Genomic DNA, 18,967 nt, shown 5'->3' with positions numbered 1-18,967 from the left:
TATTGTCTGGTAGTTATGGCGAGAAGGTCACACCCGTTCCCATCCCGAACACGGTAGTTAAGCTTCTCTGCGCCAATGGTAGTTGGGGGCTTCCCCCTGCGAGAGTAGGTCGCTGCCGGGCAATCTAACAAAGTCCTAATTATTTAGGACTTTTTTTGTTGAGGTGTTTCTTTTGTCAGCTACCTTATTGGATGTTATATTAGTAAAAGACTCACAATGAAATGCAGTTTTTTGGTGGGGGGTATTTTAGTGGATAACAGTATATTTATAGTGGTTACTATTTTTATTGTAAATATTTTGTATGTGACGATTTATACGGTGAGGTTACTTTTGACGATGAAAGGTTATCGTTATTTAGCTGCTCTTTCAAGTGTGTTTGAAATGATTATCTATGTAGTTGCCCTTAGTTTGGTTTTGGATAACTTAAATAATATTGCCAATGTTTTAGCGTATGCAATTGGATTTGGCGTAGGAATTATCGTTGGTATGAAAATTGAAGAGCGAATTGCTTTAGGGTATATTACAGTGAACGTTATTACAAAAGAATATAACTTAGACTTGCCAAATCAAATTCGTGATTTAGGATATGGGGTTACTAGTTGGCTTGCGAGTGGTCGTGATGGTGAACGGATGATGCTTGAAATTTTGACACAAAGAAAAAATGAGCGGAAATTATATAAACATATTATTGAAATTGATAATGGTGCATTTATTGTTTCTTCTGAGCCAAAACAAATCCATGGTGGTTTTTGGGTTAAACAGGTTCGGAAATGAAGAGAAGCTTACCTATGATGGTAGCTTCTTTTTTTATTTATTTGGTGAAATTGGATACATAATGCTAGTAAAAAGACCAAATACGCCCTAAACACGAACGTTAATAAAATGTAACAATTAAATGTTCGATTTTACGTTGACTTTTATCGTACCTATTGTTAGAATGAAAGAGTCGAAAAGAGATTATTAAGGAGTTGATCACGTAATGCCTGCTGTAATTGGTGTCATTATGGGGAGTACCTCAGATTGGGATACAATGAAAAAAGCATGTGATGTATTAGATGAATTAGACATAGCTTATGAGAAAAAAGTGGTTTCTGCTCATCGTACACCAGATTTAATGTTTCAATATGCAGAACAAGCGCGGGAACGTGGTTTAAAAATTATTATTGCCGGTGCTGGGGGCGCGGCGCATTTGCCAGGTATGGTTGCAGCAAAGACGACTTTGCCTGTAATTGGTGTGCCAATTAAATCAAAAGCGTTGAATGGAATGGATTCGTTACTTTCTATTGTACAGATGCCTGGAGGTGTTCCGGTAGCGACAGTTGCTATTGGAGAAAGTGGTGCAGTAAATGCTGGACTTCTAGCCGCACAAATTTTATCTATAACGGACGATGCAATTACTAACAGATTACAAAAAAGACGTGCTACACTAGAAGAAACAGTTCTGGAAAGTAGTGATTCTCTTGGATAAAAAATTTTTACTGACAAATAGTACAATTGGTATCATCGGTGGTGGACAATTAGGACGTATGCTAGCGATAGCTGCAAAAGCAATGGGTTATCGAATTATTGTTTTAGATCCTACAGCAGATTGTCCAGCAGCTCAAGTAAGCGATGAACAAGTCGTAGCTGATTATGATGATAAAGTAGCATTACGCGAACTTTCCGAAAAAGCAGATGTAGTTACTTATGAGTTTGAAAATATCGACTATGATGCTTTAAAAATGACGCAAAACTTAGTATCTGTCCCACAAGGATCGGAATTACTTTCGATTACGCAAGACAGAATTTTAGAAAAGGCTTATTTAGAATCTGCTAACATTAATATTGCGCCATATGCTGTAATTGTTGATAAAGAAGAAATCGAAAATGAGATAAGAAGTATTGGTTATCCTGCTGTCTTAAAAACAGCGCAAGGCGGATATGATGGGAAGGGACAAGTTGTTATTCACAGTGCAAGTGATATTGAGGATGCGGCACAATTGTTGCGTTACGGTTCTTGTGTGTTAGAAGCTTGGATTCCTTTTGAAAAAGAAATTTCTGTGATTGTTGCGCGTAACTTAAATGGACAAGTGGAAACATTCCCAGTAGCTGAGAATGTTCATGTAAACAATATTTTGCATACGACTATTGCACCAGCCAAAGTAGCAGCGGATGTCCATGAAGAAGCGGAAGAAATTGCTAAAAAATTAGCTGATGTACTTCAATTATGTGGTGTTTTAGCTGTAGAAATGTTTGTGACTAGTTCTGGGGCGATTTATGTAAATGAACTTGCTCCGCGACCTCATAACTCAGGACATTTTACGATTGAAGCTTGTTCGATTTCGCAGTTCACACAGCATATTCGTGCGATAGTTGGCTTACCGCTCGTAAAACCTGAGCTATTGAAACCAGCGTTAATGGTCAATATTTTAGGGCAACATGTGGAGGCAGTGAATGAACAAATGATAGATTATCCACATTGGTTTGTACATTATTATGGTAAAAAAGAAGCTAAAATTAATCGCAAAATGGGTCATATAACTATCTTGACTGATGAACCAAAAGCGGTATTGAGTGATATAGAAGAAACGCAAATTTGGAAGTAACTGGAGGAATTAAAAAGGATGTTAGAACGTTATACTCGTAAAGAAATGGGCAACATTTGGACAGAACAAAACCGTTATCAGGCTTGGCTAGAAGTAGAAATTTTGGCTTGTGAAGCTTGGGCAGAGCTTGGTGATATTCCGAAAGAAGACGTAGCGAAGATTCGTGCTAATGCGAAGTTTGATGTGGAACGTATTCATGAGATTGAGCTAGAAACGAGACATGATGTGGTGGCGTTCACTCGTTCGGTTTCTGAGTCGCTTGGTGAGGAACGTAAATGGGTTCATTATGGCTTAACTTCAACAGATGTAGTAGATACAGCGAATTCTTACTTACTCAAACAAGCAAATGAAATTTTAAGAAAAGACTTGGAGAATTTCATTGCGATTATTGGCGAAAAAGCGAAAGAACATAAATATACAGTAACGATGGGTCGTACGCACGGTGTTCACGCGGAGCCAACTACTTTTGGTTTAAAACTTGCTCTATGGTACGAGGAAATGAAACGTAATTTAGAACGGTTTAACTTTGCTGCTGACGGTGTAGAGTTCGGAAAGATTTCCGGAGCTGTTGGGACTTATGCTAACATTGATCCTTTTGTGGAAGCATATGTTTGTGAAAAACTAGGAACTACTCCAGCGCCGATTTCAACGCAAACATTGCAACGTGATCGTCACGCAGAATATCTTGCAACGCTTGCTTTAATTGCTACTTCTGTCGAAAAATTTGCAGTCGAAGTACGTGCACTACAAAAAAGTGAAGTACGCGAAGTAGAAGAATTCTTTGCAAAAGGACAAAAAGGTTCGTCCGCAATGCCGCATAAACGTAATCCAATTGGTTCTGAAAATGTAACTGGACTAGCTCGCGTTATTCGTGGGCATATGGTTACTGCTTATGAAAATGTACCGCTTTGGCATGAACGTGATATTTCTCATAGCTCAGCAGAACGAATTATTTTACCGGATTCAACTATTTTATTAGATTATATTTTAAATCGTTTTGGTAATATTGTGAAAAACTTGACGGTCTTCCCAGAAAATATGAAGCGCAATATGGACAGAACGCTTGGGCTTATTTACTCACAGCGCGTATTACTAGCGCTCATTGATAAAGGTTTAGCTCGTGAGGCGGCTTATGATGTCGTGCAACCAAGAGCGATGGAAGCTTGGGAACAACAAGTACCATTTCGTGAATTAGTAGAACAAGATGCAACTATTACTGAAAATCTATCTGCAGAAGAAATTGCAGACTGTTTTGATTACAACTATCATCTGAAGAATGTCGACTTAATTTTTGATCGCTTAGGATTATAATTACGGGCAGAATACAACCTAACCTCTTTGATATTTATTTTTTCAAAGAGGTTAAGTACTTTATAAGGAGATAAATTATCGTGACTAATGAATTGGTTTATGAAGGAAAGGTAAAACGACTTTTTAAAACAGAAGAAGCTGGGGTCTTGCGTGTGGCTTATAAAGATGATGCAACGGCGCTCAATGGCTTACGAAAAGAATCTTTTGCTGGTAAGGGTCAGCTTAATAACCAAATTACATCGCTTATTTTTTCCCATATAGCAGAAGCGGGAATAAAGAGTCATTTTATCCGAATGATTTCGGAAACGGAGCAATTGGTGAAAGAGGTGTCAATTATTCCACTTGAAGTAGTTGTTCGTAATGTGATGGCTGGTAGTCTTGCGAAACGTCTTGGTAAAGAAGAAGGGGAGGAAATTCCAAATGCGATTGTGGAATTTTATTATAAAGATGACGCCTTAGATGATCCGTTTATTAATGACGATCATGTGTTGTATCTCGGAATTGCGACAAAGCTTGAGATGGAAACGATTCGAAAGGCAGCTCGTACTATTAATGAAGCATTGCAGACTTTATTTAATCAAATGAATATTACTCTCATTGATTTTAAATTAGAATTTGGTCGTGATGCGGATGGAAATATTTTACTAGCAGATGAAATTTCACCAGATACATGCAGACTTTGGGACAAAGAAACAAATCAAAAGCTCGATAAGGATGTCTTTCGTCGGAATATTGGCAATTTAACAGATGTGTATACAGAAGTATTGAATAGATTAAAGCAAGTTCAAAACTAGGAGGCCACAAAATGTATAATGTCAAAGTTTATGTCACTTTAAAGAAAAGCGTATTAGATCCACAAGGTGTTGCAGTAAAAGATGCAGCGAAAAGCATGGGTTACGTGGAAGTAGAAGATGTTCGTATTGGTAAATTTATGGAACTTAAAGTAGCGAAGTCAGAAAGAGATATTCATGAAGTATTAAATGAAATGTGCGATAAACTGTTAACCAATCCGGTGATGGAAGATTACCGATATGAAATTGAGGAGGCGTAAACGATGAAATTTGCTGTCATTCAGTTCCCAGGTTCTAATTGTGATCTTGACATGCTACATGCGATTCGCGATTCTCTTGGCGAGGAGGCAGAATATGTATGGCATGCGGAAACAAGTCTTGCAGGTTTTGATGCGGTGTTACTTCCAGGTGGATTTTCTTACGGAGATTACTTGCGAACTGGTGCGATTGCAAAATTTTCAAGTATTATGCCAGAAGTTTTGCGCTTTGCTGAAATGGGAAAACCAGTGCTTGGTGTTTGTAATGGATTTCAGATTTTAACGGAAATTGGTTTGCTGCCAGGTGCGTTAATTAGAAATAATAATTTGCATTTTATTTGTAAAACAGTGCCGCTTCGTGTGGCAAATGCGGATACGATGTTCACAAAACTTTATGAAGAAGGCGAAATTATCCAAGTTCCAGTTGCTCACGGGGAAGGTAATTATTACTGTGATGACGAAACACTTTTAAAATTAAAAGATAATAACCAAATTGTGTTTACATATGATAGCGTGAATCCAAATGGCAGTCGTGCGGATATTGCTGGTATCGTAAATGAACGCGGGAACGTGCTTGGAATGATGCCACATCCAGAGCGTGCGGTAGAAGAAATTATTGGCGGTACTGATGGTTTAAGACTTTTCGAGTCCGTTGTAAAAGCTTGGAAGGAGGAACGAGTAAATGCCTAACTTGGAACCAACGACAAAAGAAATTAAAGAACAAAAGATTTATCAAGAAATGGGTTTAACGGATAATGAGTATGAGCTTGTTTGTTCCATTCTTGGACGTGAGCCTAATTATACAGAGACTGGACTTTTCTCCGTTATGTGGTCGGAACATTGTAGTTATAAAAATTCTAAACCGGTACTAAGGAAATTTCCTACAGAAGGAAAACAAGTATTGCAGGGTCCGGGCGAAGGTGCTGGGATTGTAGATATAGGCGATGGTCTTGGTGTTGCTTTTAAAGTGGAAAGTCATAATCACCCTTCTTATGTGGAGCCCTATCAAGGAGCAGCAACGGGTGTTGGAGGAATTATTCGTGATGTATTTTCGATGGGAGCTAGACCGATTGCAATGCTTAATTCACTTCGTTTTGGTGAATTAGATACATCGCATGCAAAGTATTTAGTTAGTGAAGTGGTTGCGGGGATTGCTGGGTATGGCAACTCTATTGGGATCCCAACTGTTGGTGGCGAAATCCAATTTGATCCTTGTTATACGAAAAATCCGCTAGTTAATGCAATGTGTGTCGGTTTAATTGAAGCAAAAGATATTCAAAAGGGACAAGCAAAAGGAATTGGCAATCCTGTTATGTATGTTGGTGCTAAAACTGGTCGTGACGGGATTCACGGCGCGACTTTTGCATCTGTAGAGTTTAGTGAAGAAGGCGAACAACAACGCTCTGCTGTACAAGTGGGTGATCCTTTTATGGAGAAATTATTGCTTGAAGCATGTTTAGATGTGATTCGTGATCATTCGGATATTTTAGTGGGAATTCAAGATATGGGAGCTGCTGGGCTTGTTAGCTCAAGTTCCGAAATGGCGTCAAAAGCAGGTGCTGGACTGGAATTAATTATGGACGATGTGCCGCAACGTGAACTACATATGACACCGTATGAAATGTTGCTTTCTGAATCGCAAGAACGAATGCTTTTATGTGTGAAAAAAGGACATGTGGAAGAAATTCAAGCATTATTTGAACGTTATGGTTTAGAAGCAGTTGTGATTGGTCAAGTAACGGATGATAAAATGTACAAAATTATTCATCACGGTGAAGTGGTTGCGAATGTTCCTGTTGATGCACTTGCAGAAGATGCACCTGTTTATCATAAGCCTTCGAAAGAGCCAGCTCGTTATCAAGCTTTCCAAGAAGAGGAAGCATTTGTGCCGGTTATTGAAGATGTGTTAGAAGTTTGGAAGGAGCTGCTTGCTCAGCCAACGATTGCAAGTAAACGACATATTTATGAACAATATGATTACCAAGTTCGGACGGATACAGCAGTTGTACCTGGGTCGGATGCGGCGATTGTTCGTGTGCGTGGAACAGAGAAAGCAATTGCGATGACAACAGATTGTAACTCACGCTATCTGTATCTTGATCCAGAAGTGGGTGGAGCGATAGCGGTTGCGGAAGCGGCGCGCAATATCGTTTGTTCTGGCGGAAAGCCATTAGCAATTACAGATGGACTTAATTTTGGTAATCCTGAAAAACCAGAAATTTTTTGGGAAATTGAAAAAGCAGCAGATGGCATTAGCGCAGCTTGTTTAGAACTTGATACGCCTGTTATTTCGGGAAATGTATCGCTTTATAATGAAACAGATGGTACGGGAATTTATCCAACGCCGGTGATTGGGATGGTTGGTTTAGTAGAAGATTTGTCACACATTACAACACAAGATTTTAAAAATAGTGGCGATGTGATTTTCTTAATTGGTGAAACAAAAGCTGAATATAGCGGCTCGGAATTACAGAAATTACAACAAGGAAAAATTAGCGGACGCGCGCCAGAATTAAATTTAGCGACAGAGAAAAAATACCAACAATTACTTCTAACTGCGATTCAAGAAGGATTGGTTGCTTCTAGTCATGATTTGGCAGAAGGCGGATTTGGTGTTGCGCTTGCGGAAGCGACTTTTAAAGCAGGCCTTGGTGCTGATGTAGAAGTACCGTTTGAGTTAAATCAACTTTTCAGTGAATCGCAATCACGTTTCTTAGTATCGGTAAAACCAGAAAATGAAGCAGCTTTTGCTAAATTAATGGAACTAGAAAAAGTATATCGTCTTGGTGTAGTAACAGCAGATGAAACGATTCGTGTGAAGCATAAAGAAGAGCTAGTAACTGTGAGTACATCTGATTTACGATCTATTTGGGAAGGGGCTTTTCCATGCTTGCTGAAGTAAAAGGACTTAATGAAGAATGTGGTATTTTTGGTATTTGGGATCATCCTAATGCAGCGGAAATCACTTACTATGGGTTGCATAGTTTACAACATCGCGGTCAAGAAGGTGCCGGAATTGTTTCAACAGACGGAGAAACGTTAAAAGGGCATCGGAATCTTGGGCTTTTAGCAGATGTATTTAAGCACGGTGAACTAGACGATTTAAATGGTAAGGCAGCAATTGGCCACGTTCGTTATGCGACAGCTGGTCAAAAAAACTTAGGAAACGTACAACCATTTTTATTTCATTTTCACAGTTCTTCACTTGCACTTGCGCATAATGGGAATTTAGTGAATGCGAAGACTTTACGCCGCGAATTAGAAGAAGAAGGAGCTATCTTTCAAACAAGTTCGGACACGGAAGTATTAGCGCATTTAATTAAACGCAGCCATACTGGTGATTTTGTAGAAGATTTAAAAGTAGCTTTAAACAAGGTCAAAGGTGGCTTTGCATACATGTTACTTACAGAAGATACAATGTACGCCGCACTTGATCCAAATGGCTTTAGACCGCTTTCGATTGGTCGAATTGGCGATTCTTATGTAGTTGCTTCTGAAACCTGTGCTTTTGAAACGGTTGGCGCTGAATTTGTCCGTGATGTGGAGCCAGGTGAACTGATTATTATTAATAATGATGGACTGCGGATTGAAAAATTCACGGAAAATGTGACGCATTCGATTTGTAGTATGGAATATATTTATTTTGCTCGTCCGGACTCTAATATTGCTGGAATTAATGTTCACTCAGCCAGAAAGCGTTCTGGGAAAAGACTCGCAAAAGAAGCATTTATTGATGCGGATGTAGTGACAGGTGTGCCGGATTCAAGTATTTCTGCGGCGATTGGATATGCAGAAGAAGCCGGACTGCCGTACGAACTTGGTCTCATCAAAAATAGATATGTGGCAAGAACTTTTATTCAGCCATCGCAAGAACTTAGGGAACAAGGCGTTAGAATGAAGCTTTCTGCCGTGCGAGGTGTTGTGGAAGGTAAACGAGTTGTCATGATTGATGATTCAATCGTTCGCGGGACGACAAGTAAACGGATTGTCCAGCTTTTACGAGAAGCAGGAGCGGCGGAAGTTCACGTGAGAATTGCTTCTCCACCACTTGCTTACCCTTGTTTTTATGGAATTGATATTCAAACAAGAAATGAATTAATCGCTTCTAATTATTCCGTTGATGAAATTTGTCGAATTATTGGAGCTGATTCTTTAGAGTATTTGAGTGAAGAAGGTTTAGTAGAGTCCATTGGCAAACCTTATCCGAACGAACCTTACGGGGGACTTTGCATGGCTTATTTTAATGGTGATTATCCAACCCCTTTATACGATTATGAAGCAGAATATTTAGCGAGCTTAGAAGCAGAAAAATAATGAGGAGTGACAAATCGAATGGCAGAGAATGCATATAGTAAAGCAGGCGTGGATGTAGATGCTGGCTATCAAGTAGTCGAGCGTATCAAAAAGCATGTAGCTAGAACAGAGCGGATGGGCGCAATTGGTGCACTCGGTTCTTTTGGTGGCATGTTTGACTTAAGTAGTTTGAATTTAAAAGAACCCGTTCTTGTTTCTGGTACAGATGGTGTTGGAACAAAATTGCTTTTGGCTATTGAAGCAGATAAGCATGATACGATTGGGATTGACTGCGTGGCAATGTGCGTGAATGACATTTTAGCTCAAGGTGCCGAGCCATTATTTTTCTTAGATTATATTGCAACAGGGAAGACAGATCCTGTTAAAATGGAACAAATTGTTAAAGGGGTAGCTGACGGCTGTGAACAAGCTGGTGCTGCTTTAATTGGCGGGGAAACCGCTGAAATGCCTGATATGTACGGGTCAGACGATTATGATTTAGCAGGTTTTACTGTCGGAGCTGTCGAGAAAAAGAAACTGATTACAGAAGGTGCAGTCAAAGAAGGAGATACGCTCATTGGTATCCCGTCGAGCGGAATTCATAGTAATGGTTACTCACTAGTTCGAAAAATTTTCTTTAAAGATAATGACTTTAAGTTAAATGAAATGTTCACGGAACTAGATGTGCCACTTGTGGAAGAGTTACTTAAGCCGACACGCATTTACGTGAAGCCAGTTTTAGAAGTTTTAAAAGCAGTGGATGTTCACGGTATTACTCATGTGACAGGTGGCGGATTTGTAGAGAATTTACCGCGGATGTTAACAAATGATTTAGCTGTCAAAGTGGAGCTTGGCTCGTGGCCGGTTCTTCCAATTTTTGATGTAATGAAAAAATATGGTCAATTGAGCGAACTTGAAATGTATGAAATTTTCAATATGGGCATTGGCATGGTGTTGGCAGTTGCGAAAGAGGATGTCGAAAAAACATTAGAAGTACTTGTTCAAAACGGGGAAGCGGCTTATGTTATTGGAGAAGTTACAACGCGTTTTGATGATGCTGTTATTTTCGGAGGCGCAAACGGATGAATATAGCTATTTTTGCTTCTGGTAATGGCTCGAATTTTCAAGCTTTAGTAGATGATGAGCTCATTAAGCCTCATGTGAAGCTACTTGTCTGTGATAAACCAAACGCCTATGTTGTAGAACGCGCAAACATGCAAAATATTCCGGTTTTCCTATTTGATGTGAAAAATTATCCAGATAAAGAGGCTTTTGAAACCGAAATTTTATTAGAACTGCGCGGTTTGGAAATTGATTTATTAGTGCTTGCGGGTTATATGCGTTTGATAGGGCCTACGTTACTTGCAGAATTCCCTGAACAAATTGTTAACTTGCATCCGTCGTTATTACCTGCATTCAAAGGGAAAGACGCGATTGGTCAAGCTATCGAAGCGAAAGTATCAGAAACTGGTGTTACAGCTCATTTCGTGGATGCCGGGATGGATACAGGACCAATAATCGACCAGGTCAAAGTAGCAATCGCTAAAACAGAAACTGTAGATACTTTAGCTGAAAAAATTCATCAAGTAGAACATATTTTTTATCCAAAAGTGATTCGAGGATTAATTCAAAATGGAGGGAACGATTAATTATCATGAAAAGAGCGCTTATTAGTGTGTCAGATAAAAACGGCATCGTGCCATTTGCAGAAAAATTAGTAGAACTTGGAGTAGAAATTATTTCGACCGGTGGAACAAAAGCGGCATTTGAACGAGCTGGCGTACCAGTAACTGGAATAGAAGAAGTAACTGAATTTCCCGAAATGCTTGATGGCCGCGTAAAAACACTTCATCCAGCAATTCATGGCGGGTTACTAGCAAGACGCGATACAGCTGAACATATGGAAGCTATTGCAGCACACGATATCAAGCCAATTGATTTAGTCATCGTTAATTTATATCCTTTCCAAGAAACGATTCAAAAACCTGGTGTTACTTTAGAAGAAGCGATTGAAAATATTGATATTGGCGGACCTTCGATGTTACGCTCAGCTGCGAAAAATTATGCGGCGGTAACGGTAGTGGTTGATACAGCGGACTACGATACAGTACTCACAGAACTACAAGAACATGGTGCAACTACTTTTGAAACGCGCCAACGTCTAGCTGCGAAAGTATTCCGACACACAGCGGCCTATGATGCTTTAATTGCAGAATACTTAACGAACATCACTGGAGAAACATTCCCAGAAAAAGTGACGTTCACTTACAATCGAAAACAAGTCTTGCGCTACGGTGAAAATCCTCACCAAGATGCAGCTTTTTATACAGATCCTGGTACAGTAGAAAACTCGATTAGTGCTGCGAAACAGTTGCACGGTAAAGAGTTATCTTATAACAATATTCGTGATGCAGATGCAGCCCTTAAAATTGCTAGTGAATTTACGGAGCCAGTTGCGGTTGCAGTAAAACATATGAATCCATGCGGTGTTGGCGTTGGTGAAACTATTGAAGAAGCTTATTTGAAAGCTTACGAAGCAGATGAAACGTCTATTTTTGGAGGAATTGTTGCCTTAAATAAAGAAGTCGATGCGAAAACAGCAGAACATATGAGCAAAATTTTCTTAGAAATCATCATTGCACCAAGTTTTTCTGAAGAAGCATTTGCGATTTTAGCGAAAAAGAAAAATATTCGCTTGTTAACTGTTCCATTTGCGAGTTCCGTAAAAGGTTTCGAGAAAACTTCTGTAAATGGCGGGCTTCTTATTCAAGCGAATGATGCTCTTGTAGAAGATACAACAAGTTATGAAGTAGTGACAGAAAAACAACCAACCGACTCAGAAATGAAAGCTTTACTAGCTCAGTGGAAAATTGTAAAACATGTCAAATCCAATGCGATTGTTGTTGGCTCAGAAAAACAAACGCTTGGAATTGGCGCTGGTCAAATGAATCGAATCGGTTCAGCCTTAATCGCAATAGAACAAGCTGGTGAAAAAGCAAAAGGTGCTGTACTGGCTTCCGATGCCTTTTTCCCGATGGATGATACAGTTGAAGCTGCGGCAAAAGCAGGCATTACAGCGATTATTCAACCTGGTGGATCAATCAAAGATAAAGAATCAATTGCAATGGCTGATAAATATGGTATTTCCATGGTTCTAACACATGTACGCCATTTCAAACATTAATCCTCATAAAAAGGACGTGTCATTAAATGAATTTATTAGTAGTTGGTAGCGGCGGTCGAGAACATGCTATTAGTAAAAAATTGCTAGAATCAAACAATGTCGAAAAAGTATATTGCGCTCCGGGAAATGACGGAATGTGTATAGATGACATTCAATTAGTAGCTATTTCTGAGACAGATAAAGCAGGTTTAATTGATTTTGCTAAAAAGGCAGAAATTGCTTTTGTTATCGTTGGACCTGAAGTACCTCTTTTGGAAGGTGTTGTCGATGCTCTAGAAGAAGCAGGAATTAAAGCATTTGGGCCAAAAGCAAATGCAGCTTTAATTGAAGGTAGTAAAGATTTTGCGAAACAATTTATGGAGAAATATGCTATTCCAACGGCAGCATCAAGAACCTTTACCGATTATGCAGAAGCTAAAGCATACTTGGATGAGCGCGGTGTGCCAATCGTTATTAAAGCAGACGGACTCGCTGCCGGAAAAGGAGTCACAGTAGCGCTAGAAATGGAAGAAGCAGTTCTTGCGTTAAAAGATATGATGTTAGAAGAAAAATTCGGTGACGCATCTCTTAAGGTCGTTATCGAGGACTTCTTAGCAGGAGAAGAGTTTTCTTTGATGGCTTTTGTAAACGGAGAAGAAGTTTATCCAATGGCAATTGCGCAAGACCATAAACGTGCTTATGAAGGCGATAAAGGACCCAATACTGGTGGAATGGGTGCCTATTCTCCCGTGCCACATATTTCTGAAGTTGTAATAGAAGAAGCTGTCCAAAAAATCCTTCGCCCAGCAGCAAAAGGAATGGTAGAAGAAGGCCGTTACTTCCGCGGAATTCTATATGCAGGCCTTATCCTAACCGCAGAAGGTCCAAAAGTAATTGAATTTAATGCACGATTTGGGGATCCAGAAACACAAGTCGTCTTACCACGTTTAGAAAGTGATTTTGCAGCGCTTATAGAGGCTTTACTCCATAACGAAAAACCAGATGTTCGATTTAAGAAAACGGGCCTTACACTAGGTGTGGTATTAGCAAGCGCTGGTTACCCGGAGCATTATGAAAAAGGAAATAAAATAACCGGACTAAATGATGTTGCAGAAGATGTAGCAATTTATCATGCAGGTACCAAACAGGACGAAAATGGCGATTTTATTTCTGATGGTGGACGTGTGTTATTGCTAGCAAAAGAAGCTGAAACCATGAGTGATGCAAGGACTTTACTATATCCAGAAATGCAAAAATTGGATAATCCAAATTTCTTTTATCGCATCGATATTGGCACAAAAGCAGAATAATAAAGAAAGTACTATCTCAGGATAAATTCCTAGATGGTACTTTTTTGTTTGTTTCGTAAAGAGAAACGTTTGTATTTTACGCGTTGGTACGTTAAAATATGAAAGTAGGATATATGAGATTATTTGGAGGTAAAGATATGCAAATAGAGAAGTTGCGTGGACAAGGATTGGATGAATTCTTCCAAGGGATTTTAACGCTCGAGAATTTAGAAGAATGTTATGCTTTTTTTGATGATGTTTGTACAGTGAATGAAATACAGTCCATGGCTCAACGTTTCCAAGTAGCAAAAATGCTTCATGATGGAAAAACATATAATGTAATTGAATCAGAAACTGGGGCAAGTACAGCAACCATTTCACGTGTAAAACGTTCACTTCATTATGGCAACGATATGTACGATGTGGTGTTTTCAAGAATGACAAAGCCAGAATAAGATTGGTAGGGATTAATATTGAAAAAGTTTAATAGTAAAACCTATCAGATTGTAATCATCTCTATTCTTGCTCTTGCAGTTATTTATTTTGTGATTAATATGATTTCCACTGGCACTGGGCTTGATTTTTCTTTACTATGGCACTGGGTCTTTATTGTTTGTTTTATTTTCACGACGCTTGCTAATGTTAGAGAAAAACGAGCAATTGGAACGGCGATTGGCCTAAGTGGAATCTTGATTTGTGTGACTAGTATCGTACTGATGGCAATATAAAAAAAGCAATCTCGCTAAAAAAATTAGCGGATTGCTTTTTTTGTTAAAACAGAAAATCAATTAAGCCGGTCGCGGATAGGAAGACAAAAATAATCGCGATTGGTGCAATATATTTAATGAGAAAGAGCCAAATAATAAAAACCTTTTTGCCAAAATGGCTGCTCGTGGTAAATTCTTTTAAAAGCAACTCACGAGGTAATCGGTAACCAACAAAAATCGCGATAAATAAAGCACCAACTGGCAAGATAATATTCGACACAAGATAATCGGCAGCATCAAAAATACTTAGTCCAAAAATCTGAACATCGCTCCAAACACCGAAACTAAGGGCACTTGGAATTGCCATTAACACAATCACAAGCCCCATCCAAAGACTCGCTTTTTTACGATTAACGCCAGCATTCATCAGTGGCGCAACAGTTGCTTCGAGCATCGAGAAACTGGAGGTTAATGCGGCGAATAAGAATAAAATCAAGAAAATAATAAAGAACAACATTCCAAACGGCATTTGATTAAATATCGAGGGTAAAATAACAAATAGCAATCCTGGTCCAGCATCTGGCGTAATATTAAACGAAAATGCCGCTGGGAAAATTGCTAATCCCGCAAGTAACGAAACAAACACATTCATAAGCGAAACCGAAATCGCTGACTGAGGTAAACTAGTCGAACGGTTCAAATAAGAACTATACGTAACCATCACCGAAATCCCCACACTGAGTGAAAAGAACGCCTGACCAAGAGTAATAAGAACCGTTTGAGCAGTAAAATGACTAAAATCGGGTCGTAAGAAAAATGCGACACCTTCCATTGCACCAGGTAGTGTCAAAGACCTGATAATTAAAACTATAAATAAAATAAAAAGTGCGGGCATCATAAACTTGCTCATTTTTTCAATTCCGCTAACAACCCCGCGGCTAATTACAATTACATTGAGTAAAATAAAGAAAACGGTGGCCCCAACCGAAATCCACGGATTAGCTGTTGTCACTTGAAAATCATGCAGCAAACTTGCTTGATTTTCTCCGGCAATCCCACCAGCGAGCGTTTTAATTAAATAAGTAATAATCCAACCACCAACAACACTATAAAATGAAAATAAAATACTTGCACCCACTACGCCTAATTTTCCAAGTAAGTTCCATTTTGTTCCGGGGGCGAGCGTCTTATAAGCTTGAACTGCATCTCCACCAGAACCTCGTCCAATCATAAATTCAGCAATCAAAAGTGGCATGACTACAAGTAAGGTTAAAATTAAAAACAATAAGAAAAATGCGCCACCTCCTGCAGTTGCGGCCACATAAGGCAGTTTCCAAATCGCACCAATTCCTATTGCGGACCCAGCGGATGCTAATATAAACCCGACTTTTGAGCCCCATTCTTCTCTGTTTTCTTGCATAATATCCCCATTTCCTTTTTCTATGTCAGTGCTCTAGAAGTATTAATAAAATCAAATTTTCCTCATCATACCATAAAATAAAAGCTATCCCAACAAGAAGTCGTAAAAAAAGCTTAAAAAAAGTTAAAATTTCCTATTGTAAGGGTGCGATGAAATGTAACTAATGCTATAATAAGATATCCCATTATAGAGAAGAATTGGAGAAGCAAATGAAGCATTTATTCAAGTTAGACCCAGCAAAGAATTTACCTCATAATAGTGTCACAAAGCTCATTCATTCTGGAACCGATGGATTTATCATTGGAGGGACAGATAATTTAGAAATAGAAGCAGTCGAAAATTTGTACGAATTATTAGCTGAAACAGATTTACCGATTTTCCTTGAAGTAAGCGATGAATCCATGATTTTGCCTGAAGCAGAACATTTTTTAATTCCAGTCGTATTAAATACAGAAAATAGTAAATGGACGCATGGTTTACACAAAGATTTAATCAAGGAACTAGGGGATTTTATTCCTTGGAAGCGAGTCACATCAGAAGGTTATGTTATTTTAAATAAAGACGCAAAAGTTGCCCGTTTAACAGAAGCAAAAACAGATTTAACGGATGAAGATATTGTTGCTTATGCGAGATTAGCAGAGAATATATTTCATCTGCCGATTTTTTATGTTGAATATAGCGGTATGTACGGCGATCCGGAAGCAGTAAGAAAAGTAAGTGAAGTTTTAAGCGACACCGATTTTTGGTATGGTGGGGGAATCCGTTCCAAAGAGCAAGCTGCTGAAATGGCAAAGTACGCGGATACGATTATTGTGGGCAATATTATTTATGAGGATTTAGAAAAAGCACTAGAAACCGCAACTATTTTTGGAAAGAAAACGGTTTGATTATAAAGTGTAGTATGATAAAATAAGAACAAATGTTTGTATGGTGGTGTATAGGAAAATGCAATTGAATGCAAAAGAATTAGTTGACGGATTAAACCCAGAACAACGGAAAGCAGTAGAAAGTACAGAAGGACCTCTATTAATTATGGCTGGTGCAGGGAGTGGTAAAACACGTGTATTAACCCATCGCATAGCTTATTTAGTAAGAGAACGTGGCGTGAATCCTTATAATATTTTAGCGATTACGTTCACTAATAAAGCCGCACGCGAAATGAAATCGCGTATTGGCAATTTGATGGGCGGAGAAGCGGAATCAATTTGGATTTCCACTTTTCACTCCATGTGCGTACGAATTTTACGTCGTGATATTGACAGAATCGGTTATGAACGGAATTTTACCATTTTAGATGGTAGTGACCAATTATCAGTTATTAAAGGCATTTTAAAAGAAAAGAATGTCGATCCTAAGAAGTTTGAACCACGGGGTATTTTGGCTTCTATTAGCAATGCAAAAAATGAACTGATAACAGCAAGCGAATATATTAAAGAAGCAAGTGGTTTTTACGACAAAATGGTCGGTGAAGTCTATGAAAAATATGAAAAGAAACTTAAGAAAAACCAAGCACTCGATTTTGATGATTTAATTATGGTAACGATTCAGTTATTTGAACGCGTACCAGATGTTTTAGAATATTATCAGCGTAAGTTTCAATATATTCATGTGGATGAGTACCAAGATACAAACCACGCGCAATATTTACTCGTGAAACAACTTGCTTCAAGATTCAAAAACTTGTGCGTCGTCGGAGATTCGGATCAATCAATCTATGGTTGGCGCGGGGCAGATATTAGTAACATTATGTCTTTTGAAAAAGATTACCCTAATGCGAAGACTATTTTGCTAGAAGAAAATTATCGTTCGACCAAACGTATTTTAGAAGCGGCAAACCGCGTGATTGAAAACAATGGTAATCGTAAGCCGAAAAATCTTTGGACAAGTAATGCAGAAGGGAAAAAGATTTTTTATCATAAGGCTCTAACGGAAAAAGAAGAAGCTGCCTATGTGGTTATGAAAATTCAAGAAGAAATAAATAACTCGAATCGACCACTTTCTGATTTTGCGATTCTTTATAGAACCAATGCACAGTCCCGTGTAATGGAAGAATATTTCATGAAGTCGAATATGGCTTACACGATGGTTGGCGGTACGAAATTCTATGACAGAAAAGAAATCAAAGATATTTTGGCATATTTACGTTTAATTAGTAATAATGAAGATGATATTAGTTTGACCCGTATTGTTAACGTACCAAAACGCGGTGTTGGACCAGGCACATTAGATAAGCTAAACAATGTTGCGACAACTTATGACCTCAGTCTATTTGAAGTACTTAACCGCATCGAATTAGCAGGGATTTCTCCTAAAATAAGCAAAGACTTAGTTGCCTTCCATGATTTAATTCGTGGCTTCACGCAAATGCAAGATTTCTTATCTGTAACCGAACTAGTAGAAGAAATCCTTGAAAAAACAGGTTACCGAGCAATGCTAAAAAATGAACGAACAATTGAAGCACAAACACGTTTAGAAAATATCGATGAGTTTTTATCTGTCACACAAAATTTTGAAAAAGAAAATGACGATAAAACGTTAATTGCCTTTTTAACTGATTTAGCTCTCGTTGCAGATGTGGATAAGTTAGATGAAGACAATGAAGAACAAAACGGTGCTGTGACGCTTATGACGCTTCACTCTGCCAAAGGGCTAGAATTCCCAGTCGTCTTTTTAGTTGGGATGGAAGAAGGGATTTTCCCACATTCTAGAGCTATTTATGAAGAAGAAGAAATGGAAGAAGAGCGCCGACTTGCTTACGTTGGTATTACTCGAGCAGAAGAAGAACTTTTCCTAACGAGCGCGTACTCCCGGATGCTTTATGGGCGCCCATCATCTAACCAAGAATCTCGCTTTATTGGCGAAATTCCTCGTGACTTACTAGAATTAGGTAATGAAAATAAATTAACAGCTGATAAACCTTATGCCAAACCGCGCATGCCGCAAAAAGCAACTACTGCTTACAAATCTTCTGGAGCGGAAACACTCGGTTGGACAGTCGGCGATAAAGCTAGTCATAAGAAATGGGGCGTAGGAACAGTCGTAAGTGTCAAAGGAGAAGGTAGCGGAATGGAACTTGATATTGCATTCCCAAGCCCAACTGGAGTCAAACGATTGCTCGCAGAATTTGCGCCAATCGAAAAAGTATAAATTT

Annotated in this window: 18 protein-coding genes and 1 rRNA gene; 18 read left to right on the top strand and 1 reads right to left on the bottom strand. The window is 38.8% G+C overall.

Annotated features, from left to right (window positions below):
• Positions 1–5: 5 nt before the first annotated feature.
• The 16 genes from rrf to HCB45_RS12155 all read left to right on the top strand — a co-directional run bounded on the left by rrf (position 6) and on the right by HCB45_RS12155 (position 14,417).
• Positions 6–121 (top strand): 5S ribosomal RNA (rrf, locus tag HCB45_RS12230).
• Positions 122–249: 128 nt separating this feature from the next.
• Positions 250–774: a DUF2179 domain-containing protein gene (locus tag HCB45_RS12225; RefSeq protein ID WP_185319972.1), complete on the top strand. Its 525-nt coding sequence runs from the start codon at positions 250–252 to the stop codon at positions 772–774.
• A 205-nt stretch (positions 775–979) separates the two neighbouring features.
• Positions 980–1,468: a 5-(carboxyamino)imidazole ribonucleotide mutase gene (purE, locus tag HCB45_RS12220; RefSeq protein ID WP_185319973.1), complete on the top strand. Its 489-nt coding sequence runs from the start codon at positions 980–982 to the stop codon at positions 1,466–1,468.
• On the top strand, positions 1,461–2,585 hold the full coding sequence (purK, locus tag HCB45_RS12215; protein ID WP_185319974.1) for a 5-(carboxyamino)imidazole ribonucleotide synthase: 1,125 nt from the start codon (positions 1,461–1,463) through the stop codon (positions 2,583–2,585). The genes purE and purK overlap by 8 nt, the downstream gene beginning before the upstream one ends.
• 18 nt (positions 2,586–2,603) lie before the next feature.
• On the top strand, positions 2,604–3,896 hold the full coding sequence (gene purB / locus HCB45_RS12210) for an adenylosuccinate lyase (RefSeq protein ID WP_185319975.1): 1,293 nt from the start codon (positions 2,604–2,606) through the stop codon (positions 3,894–3,896).
• 80 nt (positions 3,897–3,976) lie between these two features.
• Positions 3,977–4,690 (top strand): phosphoribosylaminoimidazolesuccinocarboxamide synthase, encoded by a 714-nt coding sequence (gene purC / locus HCB45_RS12205; protein WP_185319976.1) that lies wholly within the window; start codon positions 3,977–3,979, stop codon positions 4,688–4,690.
• Between the two features lie 11 nt (positions 4,691–4,701).
• The gene (purS, locus tag HCB45_RS12200) at positions 4,702–4,947 is read left to right on the top strand and encodes a phosphoribosylformylglycinamidine synthase subunit PurS (RefSeq protein WP_185319977.1); all 246 of its coding nucleotides are present in this window, start codon (positions 4,702–4,704) and stop codon (positions 4,945–4,947) included.
• A gap of 3 nt (positions 4,948–4,950) precedes the next feature.
• Positions 4,951–5,634, top strand: coding sequence for a phosphoribosylformylglycinamidine synthase subunit PurQ (gene purQ / locus HCB45_RS12195; protein WP_185319978.1), 684 nt, complete (start codon positions 4,951–4,953; stop codon positions 5,632–5,634).
• Entirely contained in the window at positions 5,627–7,846 is a 2,220-nt protein-coding gene (gene purL, locus HCB45_RS12190) for a phosphoribosylformylglycinamidine synthase subunit PurL (RefSeq protein WP_185620061.1), read from the top strand. Before purQ ends, purL begins: the two co-directional genes overlap by 8 nt.
• On the top strand, positions 7,831–9,258 hold the full coding sequence (gene purF, locus HCB45_RS12185) for an amidophosphoribosyltransferase (protein WP_185620059.1): 1,428 nt from the start codon (positions 7,831–7,833) through the stop codon (positions 9,256–9,258). Before purL ends, purF begins: the two co-directional genes overlap by 16 nt.
• An 18-nt stretch (positions 9,259–9,276) precedes the next feature.
• Positions 9,277–10,323, top strand: coding sequence for a phosphoribosylformylglycinamidine cyclo-ligase (gene purM / locus HCB45_RS12180; protein WP_185620056.1), 1,047 nt, complete (start codon positions 9,277–9,279; stop codon positions 10,321–10,323).
• On the top strand, positions 10,320–10,886 hold the full coding sequence (gene purN / locus HCB45_RS12175; RefSeq protein ID WP_185620054.1) for a phosphoribosylglycinamide formyltransferase: 567 nt from the start codon (positions 10,320–10,322) through the stop codon (positions 10,884–10,886). The genes purM and purN overlap by 4 nt, the downstream gene beginning before the upstream one ends.
• A gap of 5 nt (positions 10,887–10,891) precedes the next feature.
• Complete coding sequence (purH, locus tag HCB45_RS12170; RefSeq protein WP_185620052.1) at positions 10,892–12,421, top strand: bifunctional phosphoribosylaminoimidazolecarboxamide formyltransferase/IMP cyclohydrolase; 1,530 nt, start codon at positions 10,892–10,894, stop codon at positions 12,419–12,421.
• A 26-nt stretch (positions 12,422–12,447) separates the two neighbouring features.
• Positions 12,448–13,710 (top strand): phosphoribosylamine--glycine ligase, encoded by a 1,263-nt coding sequence (gene purD / locus HCB45_RS12165; protein WP_185620050.1) that lies wholly within the window; start codon positions 12,448–12,450, stop codon positions 13,708–13,710.
• Positions 13,711–13,847: 137 nt separating this feature from the next.
• Positions 13,848–14,144: a YerC/YecD family TrpR-related protein gene (locus HCB45_RS12160; protein WP_003720075.1), complete on the top strand. Its 297-nt coding sequence runs from the start codon at positions 13,848–13,850 to the stop codon at positions 14,142–14,144.
• 18 nt (positions 14,145–14,162) lie between these two features.
• Complete coding sequence (locus tag HCB45_RS12155) at positions 14,163–14,417, top strand: hypothetical protein (RefSeq protein ID WP_185319985.1); 255 nt, start codon at positions 14,163–14,165, stop codon at positions 14,415–14,417.
• A gap of 43 nt (positions 14,418–14,460) precedes the next feature.
• On the opposite strand, the gene HCB45_RS12150 is transcribed toward HCB45_RS12155, so the two are convergent.
• Positions 14,461–15,816, bottom strand: a complete 1,356-nt coding sequence (locus HCB45_RS12150; RefSeq protein ID WP_185319986.1) for a sodium-dependent transporter — start codon at positions 15,814–15,816, stop codon at positions 14,461–14,463.
• A 209-nt stretch (positions 15,817–16,025) separates the two neighbouring features.
• Between HCB45_RS12150 and pcrB the strand changes: the two genes are divergently transcribed.
• Positions 16,026–16,703, top strand: coding sequence for a heptaprenylglyceryl phosphate synthase (gene pcrB, locus HCB45_RS12145; protein ID WP_185319987.1), 678 nt, complete (start codon positions 16,026–16,028; stop codon positions 16,701–16,703).
• Between the two features lie 64 nt (positions 16,704–16,767).
• Positions 16,768–18,963, top strand: coding sequence for a DNA helicase PcrA (gene pcrA, locus HCB45_RS12140; protein ID WP_185620063.1), 2,196 nt, complete (start codon positions 16,768–16,770; stop codon positions 18,961–18,963).
• Positions 18,964–18,967 lie beyond the last annotated feature (4 nt).

Source organism: Listeria farberi (assembly GCF_014229245.1).
GTDB classification, from domain to species: Bacteria; Bacillota; Bacilli; order Lactobacillales; family Listeriaceae; genus Listeria; species Listeria farberi.
The sequence above is the reverse complement of the archived record's forward strand: the minus strand, read 5'-3'. Positions and strand labels throughout refer to the sequence as shown.

Excerpts from the sequence above, each read along its gene's own strand:
- purE (WP_185319973.1), top strand. The coding sequence starts at position 980 with ATGCCTGCTGTAATTGGTGTCATTATGGGGAGTACCTCAGATTGGGAT.
- purB (WP_185319975.1), top strand. The coding sequence starts at position 2,604 with ATGTTAGAACGTTATACTCGTAAAGAAATGGGCAACATTTGGACAGAA.
- purS (WP_185319977.1), top strand. The coding sequence starts at position 4,702 with ATGTATAATGTCAAAGTTTATGTCACTTTAAAGAAAAGCGTATTAGAT.
- purQ (WP_185319978.1), top strand. The coding sequence starts at position 4,951 with ATGAAATTTGCTGTCATTCAGTTCCCAGGTTCTAATTGTGATCTTGAC.
- purL (WP_185620061.1), top strand. The coding sequence starts at position 5,627 with ATGCCTAACTTGGAACCAACGACAAAAGAAATTAAAGAACAAAAGATT.
- purF (WP_185620059.1), top strand. The coding sequence starts at position 7,831 with ATGCTTGCTGAAGTAAAAGGACTTAATGAAGAATGTGGTATTTTTGGT.
- purM (WP_185620056.1), top strand. The coding sequence starts at position 9,277 with ATGGCAGAGAATGCATATAGTAAAGCAGGCGTGGATGTAGATGCTGGC.
- purN (WP_185620054.1), top strand. The coding sequence starts at position 10,320 with ATGAATATAGCTATTTTTGCTTCTGGTAATGGCTCGAATTTTCAAGCT.
- purH (WP_185620052.1), top strand. The coding sequence starts at position 10,892 with ATGAAAAGAGCGCTTATTAGTGTGTCAGATAAAAACGGCATCGTGCCA.
- purD (WP_185620050.1), top strand. The coding sequence starts at position 12,448 with ATGAATTTATTAGTAGTTGGTAGCGGCGGTCGAGAACATGCTATTAGT.
- HCB45_RS12160 (WP_003720075.1), top strand. The coding sequence starts at position 13,848 with ATGCAAATAGAGAAGTTGCGTGGACAAGGATTGGATGAATTCTTCCAA.
- HCB45_RS12150 (WP_185319986.1), bottom strand. The coding sequence starts at position 15,816 with ATGCAAGAAAACAGAGAAGAATGGGGCTCAAAAGTCGGGTTTATATTA.
- pcrB (WP_185319987.1), top strand. The coding sequence starts at position 16,026 with ATGAAGCATTTATTCAAGTTAGACCCAGCAAAGAATTTACCTCATAAT.